General features: G+C 62.2%; 22 protein-coding genes. 10 read left to right on the top strand and 12 right to left on the bottom strand.

Translation table 11 applies throughout. The features are described 5' to 3' along the window. Nucleotides 1-7: 7 nt before the first annotated feature. Both BM70_RS0107885 and BM70_RS0107880 read left to right on the top strand, forming a co-directional pair. Entirely contained in the window at nt 8-952 is a 945-nt protein-coding gene (locus tag BM70_RS0107885; RefSeq protein WP_025855498.1) for a LysR family transcriptional regulator, read from the top strand. 189 nt (nt 953-1,141) lie between these two features. Continuing rightward, nucleotides 1,142-2,740 carry an alkaline phosphatase family protein gene (locus BM70_RS0107880; protein WP_025855497.1) on the top strand — a complete coding sequence of 533 codons (1,599 nt, stop codon included), beginning with the start codon at nt 1,142-1,144 and terminating at the stop codon, nt 2,738-2,740. A gap of 32 nt (nt 2,741-2,772) precedes the next feature. Here BM70_RS0107880 and BM70_RS0107875 read toward each other — a convergent pair whose 3' ends face one another. Continuing rightward, nucleotides 2,773-3,678: a TauD/TfdA family dioxygenase gene (locus tag BM70_RS0107875; protein WP_025855496.1), complete on the bottom strand. Its 906-nt coding sequence runs from the start codon at nt 3,676-3,678 to the stop codon at nt 2,773-2,775. 182 nt (nt 3,679-3,860) lie between these two features. Here BM70_RS0107875 and BM70_RS0107870 point away from each other — a divergent pair, with 182 nt between their 5' ends. Further along, on the top strand, nt 3,861-4,781 hold the full coding sequence (locus tag BM70_RS0107870; RefSeq protein WP_025855495.1) for a LysR family transcriptional regulator: 921 nt from the start codon (nt 3,861-3,863) through the stop codon (nt 4,779-4,781). A gap of 33 nt (nt 4,782-4,814) precedes the next feature. On the opposite strand, the gene BM70_RS0107865 is transcribed toward BM70_RS0107870, so the two are convergent. Next, nucleotides 4,815-5,816, bottom strand: coding sequence for an ABC transporter substrate-binding protein (locus BM70_RS0107865; RefSeq protein ID WP_025855494.1), 1,002 nt, complete (start codon nt 5,814-5,816; stop codon nt 4,815-4,817). Between the two features lie 288 nt (nt 5,817-6,104). Between BM70_RS0107865 and BM70_RS0107860 the strand changes: the two genes are divergently transcribed. From BM70_RS0107860 to BM70_RS0107850, 3 genes are read left to right on the top strand one after another with little or no spacing between them, the layout of a single operon-like run. Next, nucleotides 6,105-7,703 carry an ABC transporter permease gene (locus BM70_RS0107860; protein WP_025855493.1) on the top strand — a complete coding sequence of 533 codons (1,599 nt, stop codon included), beginning with the start codon at nt 6,105-6,107 and terminating at the stop codon, nt 7,701-7,703. Next, a complete protein-coding gene (locus BM70_RS0107855; protein WP_025855492.1) occupies nt 7,700-8,515 on the top strand; it encodes an ABC transporter ATP-binding protein in 816 nt (271 codons plus the stop codon). Before BM70_RS0107860 ends, BM70_RS0107855 begins: the two co-directional genes overlap by 4 nt. A gap of 14 nt (nt 8,516-8,529) precedes the next feature. Beyond that, complete coding sequence (locus tag BM70_RS0107850) at nt 8,530-10,140, top strand: arylsulfatase (RefSeq protein ID WP_025855491.1); 1,611 nt, start codon at nt 8,530-8,532, stop codon at nt 10,138-10,140. Here BM70_RS0107850 and BM70_RS0107845 read toward each other — a convergent pair. Continuing rightward, entirely contained in the window at nt 10,112-11,191 is a 1,080-nt protein-coding gene (locus BM70_RS0107845; protein ID WP_025855490.1) for a fatty acid desaturase, read from the bottom strand. The genes BM70_RS0107850 and BM70_RS0107845 overlap by 29 nt on opposite strands. Before the next feature lie 101 nt (nt 11,192-11,292). On the opposite strand from BM70_RS0107845, the gene BM70_RS0107840 reads away from it, so the two are divergent. After that, complete coding sequence (locus BM70_RS0107840; RefSeq protein WP_025855489.1) at nt 11,293-12,297, top strand: AraC family transcriptional regulator; 1,005 nt, start codon at nt 11,293-11,295, stop codon at nt 12,295-12,297. A 123-nt stretch (nt 12,298-12,420) separates the two neighbouring features. Here the strand turns inward: BM70_RS0107840 and BM70_RS0107835 are convergent, their stop codons facing one another. Continuing rightward, complete coding sequence (locus BM70_RS0107835) at nt 12,421-12,786, bottom strand: response regulator (RefSeq protein WP_025855488.1); 366 nt, start codon at nt 12,784-12,786, stop codon at nt 12,421-12,423. Nucleotides 12,787-12,823: 37 nt separating this feature from the next. Beyond that, complete coding sequence (locus tag BM70_RS0107830) at nt 12,824-13,510, bottom strand: Crp/Fnr family transcriptional regulator (protein WP_025855487.1); 687 nt, start codon at nt 13,508-13,510, stop codon at nt 12,824-12,826. Nucleotides 13,511-13,593: 83 nt separating this feature from the next. Between BM70_RS0107830 and BM70_RS0107825 the strand changes: the two genes are divergently transcribed. Beyond that, nucleotides 13,594-14,118: a DUF962 domain-containing protein gene (locus tag BM70_RS0107825; protein ID WP_025855486.1), complete on the top strand. Its 525-nt coding sequence runs from the start codon at nt 13,594-13,596 to the stop codon at nt 14,116-14,118. A 133-nt stretch (nt 14,119-14,251) separates the two neighbouring features. On the opposite strand, the gene BM70_RS0107820 is transcribed toward BM70_RS0107825, so the two are convergent. From BM70_RS0107820 to dibA, 6 genes are all read right to left on the bottom strand, one after another. Next, entirely contained in the window at nt 14,252-15,232 is a 981-nt protein-coding gene (locus BM70_RS0107820) for a sulfate/molybdate ABC transporter ATP-binding protein (protein WP_025855485.1), read from the bottom strand. Nucleotides 15,233-15,235: 3 nt separating this feature from the next. Then, nucleotides 15,236-16,108, bottom strand: a complete 873-nt coding sequence (gene cysW, locus BM70_RS0107815) for a sulfate ABC transporter permease subunit CysW (protein WP_025855484.1) — start codon at nt 16,106-16,108, stop codon at nt 15,236-15,238. Nucleotides 16,109-16,121: 13 nt separating this feature from the next. Beyond that, nucleotides 16,122-16,940, bottom strand: coding sequence for a sulfate ABC transporter permease subunit CysT (cysT, locus tag BM70_RS0107810; protein WP_012721625.1), 819 nt, complete (start codon nt 16,938-16,940; stop codon nt 16,122-16,124). A 153-nt stretch (nt 16,941-17,093) separates the two neighbouring features. After that, a complete protein-coding gene (locus tag BM70_RS0107805; protein WP_016975030.1) occupies nt 17,094-18,104 on the bottom strand; it encodes a sulfate ABC transporter substrate-binding protein in 1,011 nt (336 codons plus the stop codon). 74 nt (nt 18,105-18,178) lie between these two features. After that, nucleotides 18,179-18,361 (bottom strand): sulfur starvation response protein OscA, encoded by a 183-nt coding sequence (gene oscA, locus BM70_RS0107800; protein WP_003170956.1) that lies wholly within the window; start codon nt 18,359-18,361, stop codon nt 18,179-18,181. Between the two features lie 295 nt (nt 18,362-18,656). Beyond that, complete coding sequence (dibA, locus tag BM70_RS0107795; RefSeq protein WP_025855483.1) at nt 18,657-20,582, bottom strand: phosphodiesterase DibA; 1,926 nt, start codon at nt 20,580-20,582, stop codon at nt 18,657-18,659. A 165-nt stretch (nt 20,583-20,747) separates the two neighbouring features. On the opposite strand from dibA, the gene desA reads away from it, so the two are divergent. Next, entirely contained in the window at nt 20,748-21,932 is a 1,185-nt protein-coding gene (desA, locus tag BM70_RS0107790; protein ID WP_025855482.1) for a delta-9 fatty acid desaturase DesA, read from the top strand. A gap of 188 nt (nt 21,933-22,120) precedes the next feature. Then, the gene (locus tag BM70_RS0107785) at nt 22,121-23,122 is read left to right on the top strand and encodes a sensor domain-containing diguanylate cyclase (RefSeq protein WP_025855481.1); all 1,002 of its coding nucleotides are present in this window, start codon (nt 22,121-22,123) and stop codon (nt 23,120-23,122) included. Between the two features lie 91 nt (nt 23,123-23,213). On the opposite strand, the gene BM70_RS0107780 is transcribed toward BM70_RS0107785, so the two are convergent. Beyond that, nucleotides 23,214-24,422: an HDOD domain-containing protein gene (locus BM70_RS0107780; protein WP_025855479.1), complete on the bottom strand. Its 1,209-nt coding sequence runs from the start codon at nt 24,420-24,422 to the stop codon at nt 23,214-23,216. Between the last annotated feature and the right edge of the window lie 42 nt (nt 24,423-24,464).

Raw genomic sequence — 24,464 nt, 5'->3', positions numbered from 1 at the left:
GTGAAAAATGCATATCGATCTGCGCCAACTTCGCCACTTCATCGCCCTCGCCGACCAACGCAGTTTTGTCGCGGCGGCGCTGACGGTGAACCTGTCGCAGTCGGCGTTCAGTCGCAGCATCCAGGCCCTGGAACACAGTACCGGGTGCCAGTTGGTGGATCGCGGCCGCAAAGACCTGGCACCGACCAAACAAGGCCAGGTCCTGCTGGAACATGCCCGGCGCCTGGTCAGCGGCGCGCAGCAACTGGCCAACGAGATCAGCCAGTTCAATGGCCTGGAGGCCGGCGAGCTGCGCTTTGGCTGCGGGCCGGCACCGGCGGCCGGGCTGATTCCTCGCGCCATCGGCAGTTTCATCGGGCGCTACCCAAAGGCCCGCGTGCAGTTCCAGGTGGATGACTGGCAAAGCCTGAGCAAACGCCTGCTCAGCGAAGAGTTCGAATTCTTCGTCGCCGACACCCGCCACTTCGAAGCCAACCCGGATTACCACACCCATCGCCTGCGCCCGCGTCGCTGGTATTTCTGCTGCCGTGCCGGTCACCCGCTGGCCAGTCGCGACAGCGTGAGTGCCGCCGAATTGATGAGCTATCCGCTCGCCGTGACCATCCGCCCGCCGAACCTGCGCAAGGTCATCGTCGACCTCAGCGGGCGTCCCGATTACGTGCCCAATGTGGAATGCGAAAACGGTTACAGCCTGATGGGCGTGGTGCTGCGCTCCGACGCCATCGGCATCGTCAGCGCCAACAGCGATGTGCTGCACATGGCCCGAGGCGAATTGGTGTGCTTGAGGATCGACGGCCTGGCCGAAGACCTGGAGGAGCGCTACACCCGCTACGGTATCGTCAGCCGCGCGGGGTATCGCTTGTCGCCATTGGCAGAGGCGATGATCGAGCAGATCAAGGAGGTGGATGAGCAGGATGACGAGGTGTGTTCGCTGGAGAATTTTGCGGTCTGAGGGACCGCTATCGCTGGCAAGCCAGCTCCCACAATGGAATGCGATCAACCTGTAGGCGCTGGCTTGCCAGCGATGGCGCCAGTCGTCACACCCATGCACCGACTGCATAAACCGCATTCCCCAAATGCACTTGCCTCAACCCCCTCCAACCGGCGAAAACCCTCACCTGCCCCTCATCCGGTGACCCCCATGCCCCACGTACGCAACGTGCTCTACATCATGTGCGACCAACTACGTCGCGATTACCTCTCCTGCTACGGCCACGCCCATCTGCACACGCCCAACATCGACCGCCTGGCCGCCGCTGGCGTGCGTTTCAGCCGCGCCTACACCCAGGGCACGATCTGCGGGCCGTCGCGCATGTCGGCCTATACCGGGCGTTATGTCAGCAGCCATCAGGTGGCCTGGAACGCGGTGCCGCTGCCCCTCGAAGAGCTGACCATCGGCGACTATCTGCGCCCCCATGGCATCCGCACCGCGCTGGTGGGCAAGACCCACGCCACGCCCAATCTCGATGCCCTGCAACGCCTGGATATCGACCCCGACAGCGCGCAGGCGCAGCCCCTCAATGAGGTCGGTTTCGAAGCGTATTTTCGCCATGACGGCATCTACCCCGACAGCCCGCTGTTCGACGACAAACGCGAGTCCGCGCCCTACACCCATTACCTGCGCGAGCAGGGCTACGCCGGCACCAACCCCTGGCATGAATGGGCCAACGCCGCCGCAGGAGACAACGGTGAAGTGCTAAGCGGCTGGCACATGCGCAACGCCGGCAAACCGGCCCGGGTGGCAGAGGCGCATTCGGAAACCGTCTACACCACCGACCGCGCCATCGACTTCATCACTGAGCAGGCCGAACAGCCGTGGTGCCTGCACCTCTCCTACATCAAGCCGCACTGGCCCTACATTGCGCCGGCGCCGTATCACGCGCTCTACGGCGCGAAGCATGTGCAGGCGCCCATTCAGCCCGGGCAAACCAGCGATCACCCGGTGTATCACGCATTTCGCCAGCACGAGGAGAGCCTGAACTTCTCCCGTGACGAGGTGCGGCTCACGGTGGTTCCGACGTACATGGGCCTGATCAAGCAGGTCGACGACCAGCTCGGCAGGCTGTTCGATTTCCTGCAGGGCAATGGGCGCTGGGACGACACGCTGATCGTGTTCACCAGCGACCACGGTGACTTCCTCGGCGATCATTACCTCGGCGAAAAGGAGTTCTTGCTGGAGCCCGCCGTGGGCATTCCGCTGATCGTGCGCGACCCGCGCGCCAGTGCCGATACCCGCCGGGGCACGGTGGACGAACACTTGGTGGAAACCATCGATGCGCTGCCGACGTTCCTCGACGCCCTGGGCCTGCCCGCTGCCGACCATCGCCTGGAAGGCCGCTCGTTGATTCCGCTGCTGCACGGCGAGCCCACCAACTGGCGCCACTATGCGATTGCCGAATACGACTACGCGTTCCAGGCCCCGGCCCGGGAGCGCCTGGCGCAGCCCATCGATCGTTGCCGCATGACCATGGTGCGCAGCGAACGCTGGAAATACCTGGCGTATGACGGCTTTCGCCCGCAGCTGTTTGACCTGGAAAACGACCCGCAGGAACTGCATGACCTGGGCGCCGACCCGGCTTACACCGCCGTGCGCGAAACCCACCTGGGGTATCTGTTCGAATGGCTGCGAGGGCTCAAGCGGCGCACCACCATCAGCCACACAGAAATCGATCTGCGTGGCCAACGGTTTCGCTATGGTGAGCCGGAAGCGGAGAAGGTGGTGCAAATCGGCGTCTGGTAAACGGGACGCTCCCACATTGGTTCTGCGGTGGGCTACAAGCCTTTGGTGGTCTGGCTGCGCTGCCCTTGCACGCCCACCGGCACATCGCCCTTGAGCGTGACGCGGCGCACGATGCGTTCCTGGGTACCGTAGTCATCCACCGCGTAATGCTGGGTGGCGCGGTTGTCCCAGATCGCCACGTCGCCGGTGTTCCAGCGCCAGCGCACGGTGTTTTCCAGGCGGGTGACGTAGCTTTGCAGCACGTTGAACAGCTGCGTGGAGTCCGCCTGCGAATAGCCTTTCAAGCGTTTGACAAAGTGCCCCAGCAACAGGGTTTTCTCGCCGCTGACCGGGTGCACACGCACCACCGGGTGCTCGGTTTCGTACACCGTCGAAGTGAACACCTTGCGGTATTCCTCAAGCTTTTCCACCGACACATCCGGCTTGCGCGCAGCGTAGTCGTATTCGTTGCTGTGTATCGCCCACAGGTTGTCCGCCAGCGCACGCAGTTCGACGCTGAGGTCGTTGTAGGCGCTGGCCGTGTTTGCCCAGACCGTGTCGCCCCCGGACTTCGGCGCCAGTACCGAACGCAGCACCGACGCTTTCGGGTAGGCGTCGACGAAGGTCACATCGGTGTGCCAGGAATTGGCGCGCTGGCCGCGCGTCCCGTCCAGCTCCATCAGGAAGCGCGTGCCGTCACGCACCGGCACGGTCGGGTGGGCAATCGGCTCGCCAAGCAGATGAGCGAAAGCCTCCTGGCTCTGGTCATCGAGGTGAGTCTGCTCGCGGAAGAAGATCACCTTGTACTGCACCAGCGCTTGCTGGATGGCCTCGACGGTGGCGCTGTCCAGCTCGCCGGAGAGTTTGATGCCACGGATCTCGGCGCCAATGCGGCCAGCGACCGGATGAATGTCCAGAACCTGGGCGATGGGTTGAACGGCTAGTGCGGCGTTGCTCATTGTAATGACCCTCATATGCCTGCTGATGGTGGGGACGCTTTCCAGCAACGCTCTATTCATATGCATTTTAGGTCTAGCAAATGAATCAATGCTTCGTTGACGGAATAAGAGCTTGCATTTAAAACCTCAGCTCCCTCGGTCGCAAATGCCTTCGACCTATTTTTCAGATGCCGGGAAAGCATATGGATCTTCGCCAACTGCGCTACTTCATCGCCCTCAACGAACACCGCAGTTTTGTCCGCGCAGCGGACGCCATGGGCATTACCCAACCGGCATTCAGCCGCAGTATCCAAGGGCTGGAACAAGAGTTCGGCTGCGTGCTGGTCGACCGCGGCAACAAGGACCTGCGCCCCACCCCCGAAGGGCAGGTGGTGCTGCAACACGCCCTCACGCTGGTACATGGCGCGGCCTTGCTGAGCAGTGAAGTGACGCGCATGACCAAGCTCGACGCCGGCGACCTGCGCTTCGGGTGCGGCCCGGCACCGGCGGTGAAACTGGTGCCCGATGCCGTGGCGCGCTTTATCAACGCGCACCCGAAAATCCGCACCAGTTTCCAGGTGGATAACTGGGAAAAACTCAGCCGCGCCCTGAGCCGTGAAGAGATCGAATTCTTTATCGCCGACATCCGCCAGTTCGAAGCCGACCCGAACTTCCAGACCCGCGCGCTGACGCCCAAGCGCGGCGTGTTTTTCTGCCGGCCCGGGCATCCGTTGCTGGCCAAGGACAGCCTGTCGACCAACGACATGTTCGACTACCCGCTGGCGTCGCCGCTGATCTCCCAGGGCATTCGCAAGCTGCTCGCCAACCTCAGCGGGCGCATGGATTTTTCACCGAGTATCCAGACCGAGCACTTCCCGGCATTGGTGAAGATCGTCTTGCAGTCCAATGCCATCGGAGTCGGTACCGAGGAAGCGTTCGCCGAGGACATCGCCCGGGGTTCACTGGTACTGCTGCACTGGCGCAACCTGCCGCAGAACATGGAAACCATGAGCGCACGCTGCGGCATTGTCAGCCGCACCGGATCACGCCTGTCGCCGGCGGCGAAGGCGATGATCGAGACGTTGATGGAAGTGGATAGCCAAGAGGTCAGTGTGGCGGTGTAAAGCGCCGCATCGGCGGCCCGGCCACTACCCGACTCAGAGGCCGGCCGCGGCCAGGTTCGGTGCCACCCAGTCACTCACCTGGAACGACTTGCGAATCAGCCGTTCCTTCGACGCCAGATCCACCGAGTCCTGCAATTTGCCGAGGAACACCGGGTCCAGGGTCGATGGGAACAACACGCTGAGTTTCTCGTTTTTCAAATCATTGCCCAGGATCACCGGCGGGTAGCTGGCCAGCCCCGAGACAAGGTCGATATAGGCTTGCTTGTTGTTGTCATCGGTCAACCATTGCACCGCCTGCTGCTGGGCCTTGAGCAGCTGGGTGATGACGTCGGGATGCTCGTCGACGAACTTGCCGCTGCCCACCAGCACCGACTGGATGCTGCCTGCGCCACCGAGGTCCTTGGTGGTCAACGGAATGTCGGCCAAGCCTTTGGCTTGCAACGCACTGAGGTTCGCGCCACCCCACGTGGCATCGATTTGCTTGGCGGCCAACGCGGCACCGGCGGCATTGAAGTCCAGGTTGATGACTTTCAGGTCCTTTTCACTCAAGCCCTGGCTGGCCAGGGCACTGTCGAACGACAACTGGCTGGCCGTGCCACGGAACACCGCCACGCGCTTGCCCTTGAGGTCCTGCAAGGTCTTGATGCCAGAGCCCGGCACTACGCCGAGGTACTGTTTGATATCGCGCGCGGTGGCACTGAGCAACCGGGTGTCGAGGCCATTGGAGCGGCCAATGATCGCCGCCAGGTCGCCCAGGTAAGCCAGGTCCACCTGGCCATTGGCGAACGCTTCATTGATCACCGGGCCGGCGCCCTTGAAGTAATTCCATTGAATCTTGATGCCCTGGTCGGCAAAGGCCTTCTCGAAGATCTGCTGTTGGCGCAACACATCGGTGATGCCGCCACCGCTGTGCTGGCTGCCGGCGCTGAGGTCGGGCACGGCGATACGGATTTCCTTGAGATCGGCCGCCTGCACCAGCCCGGCCAAGGCGGTGCCCGCGAGCAGGGTGATCAGACGTTTGAAGGGCAGTTTCATAAGCGCAGCTCCTGATGGGCGACGGTCGCCTGGGGGGCAGAAAGTACGCACAAGCAGGTCAAAACTTTAAATACTATAAATTCACAATTTAATAGCTTTTTGGACTATGCGAGTTAAAACGCCGGCCCCAGAGGGCCATGCATAAACAGCATTGAAAATATTCTCCGAATGCATTGGATGCGCACGGGGCTGAGGCTTTAAATGACTTTCCTTATCCCTCAATCATCTTGATTAGGTTTTTGTAAGATCAAAATCACATAACGCCCTCGGCGACAACGGAGGTCCTCCATGGCCCGAATTTCACTGTTGAGCCTACCTCTGGCGGCCCCCGGCAACGGTGCTGCAGCACGTTGGCCGAACCTGAACGAACGCCTGTTGCCGTGGCTGTTGCCGCTGGCGCTGTTTGCGCTGTGGTGGCTGGCCAGCCGCAATCACTGGATGAGCGAGCAGATTCTGCCGCCGCCATCCCTGGTGTGGAGCAGCGCGGTGGAGTTGGCGGGTGGCGAGTTGTGGAGCCACCTGGCGATCAGTTTGCAGCGCTTGTTCTGGGGCCTGCTGGCCGGTGTTGGCGCCGGGGCCGTGTTGGGCGCCCTGCTGGGGTTCAGCGCACGCGCCGAGCGCCTGGTGTTCCCCACATTCAGCGCCCTGTCGCAAGTGCCGACCCTGGCCTGGATCCCGCTGTTCATGGTGTTTTTCGGCATCGGCGAAACCTTGAAGCTGGTGGTACTGGTGAAGGCGATTGTGGTGCCCGTCACCTTGCACACGCTGGTGGGCGTACGTGACGCCCAGCCGAATCTGCGCGAGGCCGCCCGCGTATTGCGCCTGCCCACGCACTTGTTGATCCGCCGGTTGATCCTGCCCGCCGCGCTGCCTGCGTTCATGGCCGGGGTACGCCTGGCCCTGGCGGCCGGCTGGACCTCGTTGCTGGCGGTGGAACTGCTGGCGTCCAGCGAAGGCATCGGCTACCTGATGGTGTGGGCGCGACAGCTGTTCATGCTCGATATCGTCTTCGTGTGCATCGTGGTCATCGGCGTGCTGGGCGTGGTGATGGACCGCGGCATCGGCTGGCTGGACCACAAGTGGGTGCACTGGCCGCACCCGGCCACCGCGCAGATTCGTCGCGGCCCGCGCTATCACGGCTGGCAGCGTCTGCAGCCGTGGCTGCTGCCCTTGCTGCTGCTTGCGCTGTGGCAGCTGGCGACACGGCTGGGCTGGGTCGACCCGAATATTCTGGTCAGCCCGTGGACGGTGCTGCACGCCACCGCCAACGGCATTCTCGATGGCAGCCTCACAGGCGCCCTGGGGAAAAGCCTGGGGCGCGCATTGGGCGGGCTGCTGCTCGGCGGCAGCCTGGGGTTTGCCTTGGGCCTGTGGCTCGGATTGTCGCGACGCAGTGAGCGGGTACTCGGCCCCACTCTGGCCGCGTTGCGCCAGATCGCGATTTTCGCCTGGGTGCCACTGCTCACCGCGTGGTTCGGCTTGGGGGAGTTGGCCAAATGGGTGTTTATCGCCCTCGCTGCATTTTTCCCGCTGTTTATCGCCACCCAGCGCAGCGTGCTAAATCTGTCGCCACAGCTCAACGAGGCGGCGCAAGTCTTGCGCCTGGGCCTGGTGCAACGGTTGCGACGGCTGGTCTTGCCTGGCGCGGCGGCAGGGATTTTCGCCGGCCTGCGCCTGAGCCTGATCTACGCCTGGCTGGGCACCATCGGCGCTGAATATTTCATGCCGTCCAATGGCGGCATCGGCAGCCTGATGATCGGCGCACAACAGTTGCTGCGCATGGACCTGATCATGAGCGGCATGCTGCTGGTCGGCCTCACCGGCGCGGCACTCAACCTTATCGGCCAACGCATCGAAACCCGCGCAACCCGCTGGAGACACGCATGAACGCACCTATCGTCAGCTTCCACCAGGTGGGCAAATCCTTCGACGTCGACGGCTTCGAGCTTGAAGCCATCCGCGAATTCAACCTGGACATCGCCGAAGGCGAATTCGTCGCGATTGTCGGCTCCAGCGGCTGCGGAAAATCCACGCTGCTGCGCCTGCTGGTGGGCCTGGACACGCAGTTTCGTGGCGAGATCCGGGTCGACGGCAACGCAGTGAGCGGCATCGGTGGCGAACGCGGGATCGTGTTCCAGGAACACCGTCTGTTCCCCTGGCTGACCGTGTCGGAAAACATCGGCCTGGGCCTGGTCAACGAGCCGCTGAGCGCGGCCGAGCGTGAGCGGCGCATCAACGATTTCATCGAGTTGGTGGGCCTTGCCGACTTCACCCGTGCCTATCCTCACCAACTCTCCGGTGGCATGGCGCAACGAGTGGCGATTGCCCGCGGGCTGGTTGCCAGCCCGCGCATCCTGCTGCTGGACGAACCCTTTGGCGCCCTCGACGCCCTGACTCGCCAGCAGATGCAGGACGAACTCCTGGCGATCCGCGCCCGCGCCAGAATCACTACCGTGCTGGTGACCCATGATGTGGAAGAGGCGATTTTCCTCGCCGACCGCGTGGTGGTGATGGAACCCCGCCCCGGGCGGATCAAACAGGTGGTCGACATCGCCCTGCCCCATCCGCGCCAGCGCAGCAGCTTCGAATTCCACCAACTGCGCGAAGAGTTGCTGCATGAACTGATCAGCGACGGCCACTACCAGCCTCCCGTACGCGAACAGATTCGCGACCTGCCACTGGCCTTTATTGCCTGCTGAAGAGGAGCATCCTGATGCCGCAACGTCCCAATTTTCTCGTGATCCTGGCCGATGACATGGGCTTCTCCGACCTGGGCGCCTTTGGCGGGGAGATTTCCACCCCGCACCTGGACGCCCTGGCGCTGAACGGCCTGCGCCTGACCGACTTCCACACCGCCCCCACTTGCTCACCCACCCGCTCGATGCTGCTCACGGGCACCGACCACCATATCGCCGGGATCGGCACCATGGCCGAAGCATTGACCCCGGAGCTGATCGGCAAGCCCGGCTACGAGGGCTACCTGAACGACAAGGTGGTGGCCCTGCCGGAGCTGCTGCGCGAGGCCGGCTACCAGACCCTGATGAGCGGCAAATGGCACCTGGGCCTCACCGCCGAACTGGCGCCCCATGCGCGTGGTTTCGAGCGCTCGTTTTCGCTGTTGCCGGGGGCGGCCAACCACTATGGTTTCGAGCCGACCTATGACGACGACACGCCGGGCCTGCTCAAGTCCACACCGGCGCTGTACATCGAGGACGATACGTTCGTCGAGCAATTGCCCAAGGACTTCTATTCCTCCGACGCCTTCGGCGACAAGCTGCTGCAGTACCTCAAGGAGCGCGACCAGGCGCGACCGTTCTTCGCGTATCTGCCGTTCTCCGCACCGCACTGGCCCCTGCAGGCGCCTGTCGACATCGTCGCCAAATACCGAGGACGCTACGACGCCGGCCCCGAAGCGTTGCGCCTGGAACGCCTGGCCAAACTCAAGGCGCTGGGGCTGATCGACGCCGATGTCGAACCCCACCCGCTGATCGAATTGAACACCCAATGGGCGGCGCTGAGCGACGAGCAGCGCCAGGTCTCGGCACGGGCCATGGAAGTGTATGCGGCGATGGTCGAGCGCATGGACTGGAACATCGGCCGGGTGGTGGAGTATCTGCGCCGACAAGGGCAACTGGACAACACCTTCATCGTGTTCATGTCCGATAACGGCGCGGAAGGTGCGTTGCTGGAGGCCTTTCCCAAGTTCGGACCGCAGTTGCTCACGTACCTCAACCAGCACTACGACAACAGCCTCGACAATATCGGCCGCGCCAATTCCTACGTCTGGTATGGCCCATCATGGGCCCAGGTGGCGACGGCGCCTTCGCGGTTGTTCAAGGCGTTTACCACCGAGGGCGGCATTCGGGTGCCCGCGCTGGTGCATTACCCGCAACTGTCGCTCAAGGGGCGGATCAGCCATGGGTTTGGCACGGTGATGGATATCGCTCCGACCATTCTGGACTTGGCTGGCGTACGCCATCCGGGCAAGCAATGGCGTGGCAAGCCAGTCGCACCGTTGCGCGGCAAGTCGTGGCTGGGCTTCCTGTCTGGCGAAACCGCTCAGGTGCACGATGAATACACCGTCACCGGCTGGGAGTTGTTCGGTCGCCGGGCCATTCGCCAGGGCCAGTGGAAAGCCGTATATATCCCCGGCCCCGTGGGGCCGGCGACCTGGCAACTGTATGACCTGGGCCAGGACCCTGGAGAAATCCATGACCTGGCCCTGAGTCATCCAGACCAGTTGGCGACCTTGATTGGCCACTGGCAGCAGTATGTGGATGAAACCGGCGTGGTACTCAGCGCATCGCCGTTTCAGCCGGATTGAGCTGAGCCTGGGTGCGCACCTGGCGCTCAAGGCGATTGGCCCGCGCAAACGTGCCGTAATCATTGAAGCGCACGCCCATCTCGGCCATGACCTTGTGCGCCACCTTGGCGGTCATCTGACGGATGTAGAACGGCTCCTTCACCACAAAATGGTGGATGCCATGGGTGCTGCCGAAGTTGAAGCAGAACGCCTGCAGCGGCCACAGCCACCACGGGTTCAACACTTGGGTTTGCTGGATCACGTTGCCGAGTTCCACATCGCCGTAGTAGTGCATGTTGGAGCTGACGAAGTGCAGGCAAAAGGTGCGCAGCACATTGGGGCCGATGATCACCACGGCGGCGATGTCGATCACCTGCATCATCTGCAGGGTGCCGGTTGACCATTCGATCGGCGCGCCCAGCAGGCTGGCGATACCGTTGGCGGCATGAAAGCCGAGGAACACATACCACGCCCCCCAATGCAGCAGTGCCAACGGTGCGTACACCAGCAGCGAGCGCTTGAGGATGGTCAGCTTGTGCTTCCAGGTCTTGGCCCGCAGCATGCGGATGAAGGCGGACATGACGTTGTCGCCGACCATCAGCAAGCGCGCGATCCCCCACGGTTCGCCATTGGTGATGGCGCGCTCTTCCATATCGGTTTCGGTGCCCGACACCTTGTGATGGTTGAGGTGCAGGTGCCGGCGGATCCACGGGTTGATGGTGCTCGGCCGCGCCAGCCACACCAGGCCCATCATCAGGTTGTGAGGCAGGCGCTGCTTGCGAAAGTACATGCTGTGGATCAGGTCATGTTCCAGCTCGTGGGTCAGCGAGGCGAAGAACGCGTTCAGCAGCAAGCACACCCACCAGGCCACGTGGCCCGTGATGTAGAGCGCCGCCGAGCCGAGCATGCCGGCCAGCGCAAACGCCAGGATGCCCGCACCCAACGCGTCCTGGTGCAGCAGCCAAGGGTGTTGCTGGCGCAAGCGCATGCCCTCGGCCAGCACCACTTCACGAATATGCGCCGAACGCTGTTGTGCGTTCATCTGCTGGGGACTTGCAGAAGTACCGTCCATGCTTCCATCCTCTTGCTTATTGGTGCTCACATCCTGCCCCAAGCGATGTCCCAGGATGCTAGCCCCGGACGCCAACCTGTTGACCGCAAGCGCCAACCGCCATGACCGAACCCACTTCACTCGCCAGCTGGACCCGCGCCCTGCGCAAGCAGCTCGACGCCCTGGGCCTCGACAGCGCCGCGCTGTGCACGCAAGCCGGGCTCGACCCGCAACAGATGGACGATCCCAACGCGCGCTACCCGCTGTCGTCTACGACACGCTTGTGGGAGCTGGCGGTGCAGGCCAGTGGTGATCCGGCGATTGGTTTGCGGGTGTCGCGGTTTGTCAGCCCCACCACGTTTCATGCGCTGGGCTATGCGTTGGTGGCCAGCGGCAGCCTGCGCGAGGTGTTCGAACGCATCGTGCGTTACCACCAAGTGGTCAGCGATGCCCTGACACTGGAGCTGAGTCGCGAAGGCGAGCGCTACCGCTTTCGCCTGCTGCAGCCTCCGGGCAGTCCGGCGCCGGCATTGGAGGCCATCGACGCCTTCGCTGCGATCTATGTGCGCACCTGCCGTAACCGGCTGGGCCGCGAGTACGCGCCGCTGGCGGTGCATCTACGCCGGCCGGAGCCGGCCGATCCCAAGCCCTGGCACGCGGTGTTTCGTGCACCGGTGTTTTTCGGTGCCGAGGAGGACTGGCTGGAATTCGCTGCCCGGGATTTCGACAGCCACCTGGACGACGCCAACCCGGAACTGGCCGAGCACAACGAAACCGTGCTCAAGCGCACCCTCGCCCAGCTGCAACCGCTGACCTGGGAGCGCAAAGTGCGCGCGGCCATCGAGGCGCAACTGCCGGATGGCGAGCCGAGTGCCGAACGCATTGCCCAGGCCCTGCACCTGAGCCTGCGCAGCCTGCAGCGGCACCTGGCGGATGAGGGCTGTCGGTTTGATACGTTGCTCAATGAATGCCGGGAGAACCTGGCATTGCTGCACTTGCGTGATCCGCACTGCTCATTGGCCGAGATCAGCCATTTGCTCGGATTTGCCGATACCAGCAGCTTCAACCGTGCGTTCAAGCGCTGGACGGGGATGACACCGGGGCAGTTTCGGGACGGTTTGCGGTAGGCAGGTTTATGCTCGCCATAAAGGCCTCTTCGCGAGCAAGCCCGCACAGCAGAACGCATTCCAAGTGTGGGAGCGGGCTTGCTCGCGAAAGTGCAGGTTCAAGCACCGCACATGTCAGGCCAATCAACGCCCGCGATCGCGCCGCAACACCTTCTTCACCCGCGCCACCAGCGCCCTGGCCTCAAACGGCTTGAGCAAATAGTCATCGTCATGCAATTCCAACCCGCGCAGGCGATCTTCAATCCCGCCCGGCGTGGTCAGGAACAACAGCGGCGTCTCGCCCTTCTGCCGAATGGCCTGCTGCAGTTTCCAGGCATTGAGCCCCGGCAGCATCACATCCAGGATCACCAGGTCGTATTCGGCCCCTTCGACCAGCCGCTGCGCGGCCATGCCGTTGGCCGCGACTTCCACGCTGTAGCCGGCCTCGTTCAGGCCCTGGGCCATCCGCTGTGCTTCTTCGGATTCATGTTCCACTAACAGCACGCGCATAACACACCTCGATCGATAGGCCTGCAGGCTAACACCCTCAGGTAGGCGCCGCCTGCCGAAGCCGCTGTATGTCGAGGATTTCGACCTCGCCATAGCCCAGGCGCACGATGCCTTGGGCCTGCAGGTCCTTGAGCAAGGCATTAGTGGTCTGGCGCGACAGGTTCAACATCGCCGCCAGGTCTTCCTGGGGCAACTGCAGCACCCGCTTTGAATGCTCGATATCGCCGTAACCTTCAACAATCATCAACAACCGATGGGCCAAGCGAGCCGAGGCCGGCATAAGGCTGAGCTGTTCGAGGCCGATAAAACTCAGGCGCAACTTCTGGCTCATCAACAGCGCCAGGTCGCGCCAGTACCGGGGGTTCTCATCGAGGATGTCCAGCAGTGCCTGTTGTGGCACTTGCAGCAGCGTGCACGGCCCGACGGCGCAGGCATCGTGGGTACGGGGCAAGCCATCGAACAGGCAGATTTCGCCGAACCAATAGGGCCACTCCACCAGGCTGAGAATCGCTTCCTTGCCCTGCTCGTTCACCGCACTGACCCGCAGGGTGCCGTCGAGTACCGCATACAAGCCGCAAGGCGGGTCGCCGCGCTTGAACAAGTACTGTCCCGCCGTGAGCGGCCTCAACCGGGCGTGAGCCAGCAAGCTATGCTGAAAAGAGGCCGGCAGGTGGCTGAACCAGTGACCCGTGGCCAACCGGGAGCGCCATTGTTCTGCATCCATGTGAACTCCGAAGATTGTCGCCCAGCTGACAGTTCGCCACAGGCTGACAGGGCATGATCAAACATCCTACAGGAGGAACAACAATGAAAAGCCTCGTCGACCATCTCAGTCAATACGCCGCCTACCACCGCGACCCACGCAATATCGCTAGCCACTTTATCGGCATCCCGCTGATTGTGGTGGCGGTTGCGGTGCTGTTGTCACGCCCCGAATGGGCGGTGGGCAGTCTCTGGATTTCACCCGCCGTGATTGTCGCGCTGTTTGCGGCGTGGTTTTACCTGCGCCTGGAACTGGCCCTGGGCGTGTTGATGACGCTGCTGATGGGGCTGTCGGTGTGGGCCGGGCATGCGCTGGCCGCGCAAGGCACGCTGGTGTGGCTCAGCAGCGGCATCGGCATGTTTGTGGTGGGCTGGGTGATCCAGTTTGTCGGGCACTACTACGAAGGCAGGAAGCCGGCGTTTGTGGATGACGTGTCGGGGCTGATCGTGGGGCCGTTGTTTGTGGTGGCGGAGCTGGCGTTCCTGCTGGGGTTGCGGCATGACCTCAAGCAGCAGATCGAAGAGCGATCAGGGCCGGTGGCGGTACGCACGAAAAACGCCACGGTCTAACAGACACTGGAGATCAAATGTGGGAGCCGGGCTTGCCCGCGATGACGGTAGGCCAGCCAACATCATTGTCGACTGACAGTCCGCCATCGCGGGCAAGCCCGGCTCCCACAAGGGTTTTGCGGTGTTTGTAGGCTCAGGCTTTTTGCCAGACCTTGGGCTTGAAGAACAGGGTCTCGCCGCGCGCCAGGCCGGTCAGGCTGTCGTGGTCTTTCACCACTTCAGCTTCGATCAGTTCGCTCTGGCCTTCCACCTTCAGCGTCACACGCGTCGTCGCGCCCAGCGGGCGAATATCACGCACTTCAGCGGCGTGGTGATCTTCCAGTTCATGGCGCGACAGCGACACTTCATGGGGGCGGAACAGCACGTGCTGGTCTTCACCCAGGTGCAGGCGGTTCGAATCACCGAGGAAGTGATACACAAAGTCGCTGGCCGGGTTTTCGTAGACGTCGCCCGGTGAGCCGATCTGCTCGATCACGCCCTTGTTCATCACCACGATACGGTCGGCCACTTCCATGGCTTCTTCCTGGTCGTGGGTCACGAACACCGAGGTCAGGTTGATGTCTTCGTGCAGGCGTGCCAGCCAGCGGCGCAGTTCTTTACGCACCTTGGCGTCGAGGGCGCCGAAAGGTTCGTCCAGCAGCAGCACCTTGGGTTCCACCGCCAGGGCGCGGGCCAGGGCGATACGCTGGCGCTGGCCACCGGAGAGTTGCTCCGGGTAGCGATCGGACAGCCAGTCCAGTTGCACCATGTTCAGCAGCTCATGCACCTTGACCGCGATCTGGCTTTCGCTCGGGCGCTGGTTTTTCGGTTTCATGCGCAGGCCGAACGCCACGTTGTCGAACACGGTCATGTGGCGGAACAACGCGTAGTGCTGGAACACGAAGCCGACGTTGCGATCACGCACGTCGTGGCCGGACACGTCTTCACCGTGGAACACGATGCTGCCGTCATCCGGGGTTTCGAGACCTGCGATGATGCGCAGCAAGGTGGTCTTGCCGCAGCCGGACGGGCCGAGCAATGCCACCAGCTCGCCACTCTGGATGTCCAGATTGATGCTGTTCAGGGCCTTGAAGGCGTTGAAGTTCTTGCTGACATTACGGACTTCGATCGACATGACTTATTCCTCAGCCGCAGCGGCGCGCAGGCGATTGATACGGTTCTCGCTCCACTGCTTGAGCAGCAGGATGAAGAGCGCCAGGATGAGCAGCAGACTCGCCACCGCAAACGCGGCAACGTGGTTGTATTCGTTGTAGAGAATCTCGACGTGCAGCGGCAGGGTGTTGGTCACGCCGCGAATGTGGCCGGACACCACCGACACCGCGCCGAACTCACCCATGGCCCGCGCGGTACACAGCACCACGCCGTAGATCAGGCCCCATTTGATATTCGGCACGGTGACATGCCAGAACATCTGCCAGCCATTGGCGCCGAGCAGGCGCGCGGCCTCTTCTTCCTGGGTGCCCTGCTCCTGCATCAGCGGGATCAGTTCGCGGGCCACGAAGGGCACGGTCACGAAGATGGTCGCCAGCACGATGCCCGGCAAGGCGAACACGATCTGGATATCGTGGTCCTGCAGCCAGGGGCCAAAGAAACCCTGGGCGCCGAACATCAGCACGTAGACCAGGCCGGCGATCACCGGCGACACCGAGAACGGCAGGTCGATCAGCGTTACCAGGATGCTTTTGCCACGGAACGAGTACTTGCTCACGCACCATGCGGCGCTGACGCCGAACACCAGGTTGAGCGGCACCGAAATCACCACGGCGATCACCGTGAGTTTCAGTGCGGACAGCGCGTCCGGCTCGAGGATCGCGGTGAAAAATGCGCCGAGGCCGTTTTTCAGGCCCTGGGTGACCACGATAAACAGCGGCAACAGCAAGAACAGCGCGAACACCAGCCAGCCAAAGCCGATCAGGATGCGTCGCGATGCAGCGCTGCCACGACGGGCGGCGTTGGCCGAGGACGCGGCGGAAATAGACGATTGGGACATGTTCCGCGCCTCCTTATGGACGTTCGATGCGCCGCTGCAACAAGTTGATCAGCAGCAGCAGGACAAAGGAAACCACCAGCATCAGCACGCCGATGGACGTGGCACCGCGGTAGTCGTACTGGTCGAGCTTGACCATGATCAGCAGCGGCAGGATCTCGGTTTTCATCGGCATGTTGCCAGCGATGAAAATCACCGAACCGTACTCGCCGACGCCACGGGCAAACGCCAGGGCGAAACCGGTCAGCCAGGCAGGCAGCAACGCAGGCACAAGGATGTAGCGGAACACCTGCAACGGCTTGGCGCCCAGGCAGGCGGCGGCTTCTTCGACTTCCCGGGGGATATCGGCCAATACCGGCTGCACCGTGCGCACCACGAACGGCAGGGTGACGAAGGTCAGCGCCAGGGTGATGCCCAGCGGCGTGTAGGCGATCTTGAAGCCCAGGTCGGCGGCGAACTGGCCAACCAGGCCGTTAGGCGTGTACAGCGCGGTCAGTGCGATACCGGCTACGGCGGTGGGCAACGCGAACGGAAGGTCGATCATCGCGTCGATGATCTTGCGCCCGGGGAAGGTGTAGCGCACCAGCACCCAGGCCAGCAGCGTGCCGATCACACCGTTGATCAACGCGGCGTAGAGCGCCGTGCTGAAGCTCAGTTGCAACGCCGCCAGCACGCGCGGTGCGGAGATGATGTTCCAGAACTGATCCCAGGTGAGTTGAGCGGCGTGTACAAACATCGCCGCGAGGGGGATGAGTACGATCAGGCTGAGGTACACCACGGTGTAGCCCAGCGTCAGCCCGAAGCCGGGTATGACGGGGGAGATACGACGCGACATAAGAGTCCTTGGTTAAGGGAACAAACATACAAAACCCGCAAATGAATGCGGGCTCTAATTGTAGGAGCCGGCTTGCCGGCGATGGGGCCTTGAGGCTTGCAGTGTTCTCTCTGGCCTCATCGCTGGCAAGCCAGCTCCTACAGGGGCGTGCGTTTACTGTGCGGTGTAAATCTGATCGAACACGCCACCGTCGTTAAAGAATTTCGGTTGGGCAGTTTTCCAGCCGCCGAAGTCTTTGTCGATAGTCACCAGGTCCAGTTTCGGGAACTGCTGGGCGTATTTGGCGGCCACTTTTGCATCGCGTGGGCGGTAGAAGTTCTTCGCCGCAATCTCCTGGCCAGCCGGGCTGTACAAGTGTTTCAGGTATTCGGTGGCGATTTCGGTGTTGCCCTTTTTCTCGGCGTTCTTGTCGACCACGGCCACGGGTGGCTCGGCGAGGATCGACAGGGAAGGCACGACGATATCGAACTTGTCGGCGCCGCCGTCTTCTTTCAGGGCCAGGAACGCTTCGTTTTCCCAGGCCAGCAACACGTCACCCTGGCCGTTGTTGACGAAGGTAATGGTCGAACCGCGCGCGCCGGTGTCCAGCACAGGTACGTGCTTGAACAGCTCTTTCACGTATTCCTGGGCCTTGGCTTCGCTGCCGCCAGCCTTCAGGCCGTAGGCCCAGGCGGCGAGGAAGTTCCAGCGGGCGCCGCCGGAGGTTTTCGGGTTCGGGGTGATCACGGACACGTCTTTCTTGATCAGGTCGCCCCAATCCTTGATGCCTTTAGGGTTGCCCTTGCGCACCAGGAACACGATGGTCGAGGTGTACGGGGTGCTGGCGTCCGGCAGGCGGGTCTGCCAGTTTTCCGGCAGGGTCTTGCCCAGCTTGGCGATTTCGTCGATGTCACCGGCCAGCGCCAGGGTGACCACGTCGGCGCGCAGGCCGTCGATCACGGCACGGCCTTGTTTGCCCGAACCACCGTGGGATTGCTGGATCTTGACGTTGTCGCCTGGGTGGGACTGTTTCCAGAAGTTGGTGAACTCAGCGTTGTAGTCCTGGTACAGCTCACGGGTAGGGTCGTACGAGACGTTGAGCAACTCGTAGTCCTTGGCAACCGCGGAACCTGCAAACACGGCGCTGGCCAGGGCGGCCAGGGCATAACGGCGAATCGACGACATAGAAACTCCTGAAATTCTGGGGTGTTGGCTTTTTCTTATAGTTGCGGGTCTAGCATGCGAATCGCCGTTCTTGCTTAGCTCGGTTTGTTACCCGGGTTCTGCAGACGGAATTTTTCTTTGCGTTCAATCTGTACCACTTGGGCGTTGTGCACAGTGATTTCCACCGCGCCAAACCGCAGATCGCGCAACGCGCTCTGGATCTCACGCAAAATGGCTGCTTCGTCCTGGCCGTCGACGCTACGTAGAGATGCGCTCATGGTCTCGCTCCTGAAATGAATAGTGCGTGCCTTGCAGTGGCAGCACTGCTTGTGGCGTGGAGGCGATAGTAGATAAGCGCGGATATTCTTAAAAATACTATTTAAGAATGTTTATATAACCAGAAAGAATTTTCTGGTGGGACGTGGGGTTGCGCGCGGGTTTGGTGCCCGAGCACCGAAAATAAAGCCTTGAGGAGATCCACATGTGGGAGCGGGCTTGCCCGCGAAAGCGGTGTGTCAGCTAAAAATGTATTAACTGATCCACCGCATTCGCGGGCAAGCCCGCTCCCACCTTTTAACTGCATTTCAGGTCTGGATTGGGGGGGGCTCGTGACCAATCAATTTCGTGGGCCGGCACCGGCCTGCCAAACCAATACCCCTGCCCCATATCGCAGTCCTGATCCAACAGAAACCGCGCCTGTTCAACCTGCTCGATCCCCTCGGCATGCACCTGCATGCCCATGCTTTTAGCGAGGGCGATCACCACGCGCACAATGGCCGCGTCGTCTTCGTCCCAGGGCAAACCGGCAACAAAGCCCTGGTCGATCTTGAGCTTCTGCACCGGCAGGCGCTTGAGGCGCAACAACGACGAGTAACCGGTACCAAAATCATCAATCGCCAGGCGCAGGCCCAGTTCGCGCAGGCGATGCAGTTGTTCCAGCGCCACTTCCGGGTCATCCATCACGGCGCTTTCGGTGACTTCCAGCTCCAGGAACGCCGGATCCAGACCGGTGTTATGCAGCACCTGGGCCACCTGCTCATACAGCTCGCGCCGGGCAAACAGGCGGCTGGACACATTGATGGCGATAAAACTCAGCGGCACGCCCTGTGCCAGCCAATCACACATCTGTCGGCAGGCCTGGTCCATCACCCAGGCATCAATCTCGGCAATCAACCCGGTGCGTTCGGCGATCGGGATAAATTCCCCCGGCGGCACCAGGCCGCGCTCCGGGTGCTGCCAGCGCACCAACGCTTCGACGCCGATCAGGCGGCTGCTGTGCAGGTCGTGCACCGGTTGGTAATAAACGCAGAGCTCCTGCTGTTCGAGGGCGCGGCGCAGCTCGCCGGCGATTTCCACGCGATTCTGCGCGTGAGCGGTGAGCTCTTCGGTGTACAAGGCATAGCTTTCGCGACCGGCGCTCTTGGCCTTGAACAGCGCGGAATCGGCGTTGCGCAGCAACTGTTCGGCGCTGAGAGCGTCGTTGGGGAAGAGGCTGATCCCAATGCTGGCGCTGATAAACAACTGATGTCCGTCGAAAATAAACGGTTGTTTCATTACATCCAGAATGCGTTGTGCCAAGCCCGCTGCCTGAGCCACCTGTGGACAACTTTCCGCCAGCACGGCGAACTCATCCCCACCCAGGCGCGCCAGGGTCACACCTGGGCCGAAGATCGCCTCGAGCCGCTCGCCCACCAGCTTGAGCAACTGGTCGCCGACGTTATGGCCGAGGCTGTCGTTGATGATCTTGAAGTGGTCCAGGTCCAGCAACAGCAGGGCGCAACCGCGCTTGTGGACCTGCGCCGAGGCCAGTGCCTGCTCGGCGCGGTCGGTGAACAGCAGGCGGTTGGGCAGGTCGGTCAGCGGGTCGTGGTGCGCGAGGTGAACCAGCTCGTGCTCGGAATCCTTGATGGCGCTGATATCGGAAAACACCGCGACATAATGGCTGACCTTGCCCAGGTCATCGTGGATCACGCGGATGGTCTGCCACTGTGGATAAATCTCGCCGCTTTTGCGCCGGTTCCAGATTTCACCGCTCCATTCGCCGGTGCGCTCCAGGCTCTGGAACATCTGCTGGTAGAAATTCGACGAATGGCGACCGGACTTGAACAGGCTGGGCTGCTGGCCCATGACGTCTTCGCGCCGATAGCCGGTGATCTCCATGAATGCCCGATTCACGTGCACGATCAGCCCCTGCGCGTCGGTGACCAGCACGCCTTCGCGGGTGCAATCGAATACGGCGGCGGCCTGGCGCAGGCGCTCGCGGTTTTCCTTCAGGGGTTGCTGCAGCTGGTTGGCACGGGCAAATCGGGCGCACAGCAAGTAAATCGCCAAGGCGCTAAGGGCCACCCACACGTAGCCGCGCACCTGCAGCCAGTGGTTCAACTCGGTTGGGTTATCGAGAAACTCGATCAATACCCGATGAGTGAGACCTATCCACAGAACAGACACCAGCAGGTATACCAGCCCTGCACGTAGGGCACCTCGGTATGAAAACAGCATATGGTCAGTAATCCTTACCAAAAAACAGAATCGCCCTACAAAGGCTGCGGATTATAGAATAAGAAACATCCAGTCACTCCTATCTGAAAGGGCGGCTGGTTTTCTCTGTAGGCTTAGTGATAATGCGTGAGCTGTTCTTTTCTTTATCTGAGGGCCATACAGCCTATGTGGTACAACGGTTTTCTTGACTTGTCAGCCTGGCAACTGGTGGCAGTCACTCTGTTGATGACCCACGTGACCATTGTTGCGGTCACGGTCTATCTGCATCGCTATTCAGCCCATCGCTCCCTGGAGCTCAATGCCGGCCTGAAACACTTCTTCCGCTTCTGGCTGTGGCTGACCACGGCGCAGAACACCCGCGAGTGGACCGCCATCCACCGCAAGCACCACGCCAAGTGCGAAACCGTCGACGACCCGCACAGCCCGGTCATCAAGGGCCTGTCCACCGTTCTGCGCAAAGGCGCCGAGCTGTACCGCGCCGAGGCGGAAAACCCCGAGACCCTGCGCATCTACGGCAAGAACTGCCCGGACGACTGGATCGAGCGCAAGATCTACACCCCTTACCCGCTGCTGGGCGTGGCGATCATGGGCGTGATCGACCTGATGCTGTTCGGCACCATCGGCATCACCATCTGGGCGATCCAGATGATGTGGATTCCGTTCTGGGCGGCCGGCGTGATCAACGGCCTGGGCCATGCCGTGGGCTATCGCAACTTCGAATGCCGTGACGCGGCGACCAACCTGGTGCCGTGGGGCATCATCGTCGGCGGCGAAGAGCTGCATAACAACCACCACACCTACCCCAACTCCGCCAAGCTGTCGGTGAAGAAGTGGGAGTTCGACCTGGGCTGGGCCTGGATCAAAGTGTTCAGCTTCCTGCGCCTGGCCAAGGTGCAGCGCGTCGCGCCGATCGCCCACCGCGTGGAAGGCAAGGGCAGCCTGGACATGGACACCGCCATGGCGATCCTCAACAACCGCTTCCAGATCATGGCCCAGTACCGCAAGTTGGTGATCGGCCCGCTGGTCAAGCAGGAGCTGGAAAAGGTCGATCACTCCGTGCGCCACCAGTTCCACCGTGCCAAGCGCCTGTTGTCGCGGGAAACCAGCTTGCTGGATGACCGCCATCACTTGCGCATCCAGAGCATGCTGGAGCACAGCCAGGCCCTCAAAGTGATCTACGAAAAGCGCCTTGCGTTGCAGCAGATCTGGCTCAAGACCAGTTCCAATGGCCACGACATGTTGGCGGCCATCAAGGAATGGGTGCATGAAGCCGAGGCCAGCGGCATCCAATCCCTGCGGGATTTTGCCCACCAATTGAAGACCTATTCGCTGCGTCCTGCGGCAGTCTGACCGTGCGGCGGGAGGGCTTGCCCTCCCGCCCACCAGCTTTTTGGCGTCATTTCTCGGACACCGGCAATCGGTCCTGTTGACGGAACTTCACTGCAATTCGCCTCTCTCAATGAACACTTCGCCATCATGGTGGCCCCTTGTAGTGACCGCTGCTCCAGTGTGCGGCGCGCCCAGAGAGAGTTGTGCCGATGGTTCACGAAAAGTCCTCCTTGATCGACGCCCCCACGACTGAGCATTCCCGCCCAGCCGCGGCTGCGACCCTGCTGGCGCTGATGCATGCCCAGGGTGAAGTCGAGCGATTGAGCGAGCGTGAGCAGTTGCTGAGCTCAATGCTGGTCAGCGTTAACGCCGTGCTGTGGGCCATCGACTGGGAAACCCGCCGCGTGCTGTACGTGAGCCCGGCCTATGAGCGGGTGTTCGGCCGCTCTGCCGCCCTGCTGCTGGCCGACCATCGGGAGTGGCGCAACAGTGTTCACCCCGAAGACCTCGACTACGCCGAACACAGCCTGGCCCGTGTGCTGGAACAGGGCGCCGTGGAAGACCGCGAGTACCGCATCATCACGGCCGACGGGCAGATTCGCTGGCTGAGTGACAAGTGCTATATCAATCAGCAAGTCGAGCCTGGTGAGCCGTTGATCGTGGTAGGCATGGCCGAGGACATCACCGAAAAGAAACAGATGGAGCTGGAGCTGCACCGCCTCGCGACCACCGACGTGCTGACCCAGAGCAGCAACCGCCGGCACTTCTTCGAATGCGCCAACCAGGCCTTCGACAGCGCCTGCGCCCAAGGGGCGCCGCTGTCTTTCCTGTTGCTGGACATCGATGACTTCAAAGACGTCAACGACACCTACGGGCATTTGGAAGGCGATCAGGTGCTACGGCGTATCGCCGAGAGCGGACGCGGGGTGCTGCGCCGTGGTGACCTGTTCGGGCGCATTGGCGGCGAAGAGTTCGCCGCTGTGCTGCCCGGCTGCGCACCAGAAATGGCGTTGCAAGTGGCCGAACGCCTGGGCAAGGAGATTCAGGCGCTGAGTTTCAACTATGAAGGCCAGGCCTTCGGCGTGACCATCAGCCAGGGCCTGGCCAGCCTCACCGAAGCAGACTCGACCCTGGACAGCCTGTTCGCCCGCGCCGATGCGGCCATGTACGAAGCCAAGCGTCTGGGCAAGAACCGCGTCATAGCGGGCTAACCCCGATCAACGTAGGAGCCGGCTTGCCGGCGATGGCGACTGACATATCGCTATCGCCGGCAAGCCGGCTCCTACAGGGTTGGTGTGAGCTTCAGGATTTGCGTACTCGGGTCAGTTCGGACAAGCCCACTTTGAGCAACCGCGCCGTCTTGCTGTTGGCAAGTTCTTCCAGCCCTTCATGTTCGGTCAAGCGCGCCATTTGCGCCGCGAGGTTCATCACCAGCGCATCGCGCCCGTACACACCGCCTTCCAGGGAATAGGTCGCCGCGATCAACTGGCGCAGCTCCAACGGCAACCGCCATCGCGCGCGCAGCGCCGAGCCATAGGCAGCGCCGAAGGTGTAGAGAGACTCTCCAATCGCTTCGTCATCCAACGCGCCGCCGCCCTGGCGCCAGTCCTCCAGGCAACGCAACAATGCCAGGTCACCCAACCGATGGAGGATACCGGCGCTGTAGCAGCGCTCATGATCCAGTTCCAGCATGCGTGCCAGGCGCCGGGCGTAGTCGGCCGTGTCCAGGGACAATTGCCAATAGCGCTCGGCATAGGCCAGCAGCGCTGGATCACCCAGCACCACGTTGTGCTTGAGCGCCAGGCCGAGAATCAGGTTCATGCTCTGCCCCGGCACCAGTTTATGCAGGGCGGCGGGCAGGGTTTGCACGGGCGTGCCGTGATGGCCGGCGCTGTTGGCGGCGGCGATCAGCACGGCGGTGATTTGCGGGTCCATGCGCACCTGGTCTTCCAGGTGCCTGAGGTTCAGGCCATCCGGCCCGAGGCTGTGTTGCACGGCGGCCTTCACGTCGACCCGCAATGGCGCGCCGTCGGAGGCTTCGCGGCGGCGCTCGAGGAACACCGGCAACGTCATGCCGGGCGCCAGCGGCGGGATCTCGCAGTACACCGTCTCGCCTTCGTTGAGCAGCAGGTCTTGCAGACGCTGCGTCAGGCCTTCCATGTTCAGGGGTTTGCTCAGGTAGGCGGTGGGCGCCAGGGGCAAGGCTTCGCGCACGCTGGCGCTGTCATTGCGACTGCTGAGCAGAATGAACGGCAGCGCGGGCGAGCGGCGCTTCTGGCGCACGCTGCGCAGCAGGCTCAGGCCGTCGATGCCCGGCAGCTCCCAATCCGCCAGGATCAGGTCGTAGGTCTTTTCTCTCAGCAACGTCGCCGCTTGCTGGCCGTCGGCACACACATCCAGCCGCGCGTCGCAGCGCACATTCAACAGCACTTGCTTGAGCAGATCCCGCGACCAAGGGTCCGCCTCGGCTATCAACACACGGGGTACAGCGGGTAAATCAACAGCAGTCATCCAGCACGCTCCATCGGCAATGCTGCAACCTTAGACAATGGA

This window comes from Pseudomonas sp. CHM02 (assembly GCF_000612585.1).
GTDB lineage: Bacteria > Pseudomonadota > Gammaproteobacteria > Pseudomonadales > Pseudomonadaceae > Aquipseudomonas.
The sequence above is the reverse complement of the archived record's forward strand: the minus strand, read 5'-3'. Positions and strand labels throughout refer to the sequence as shown.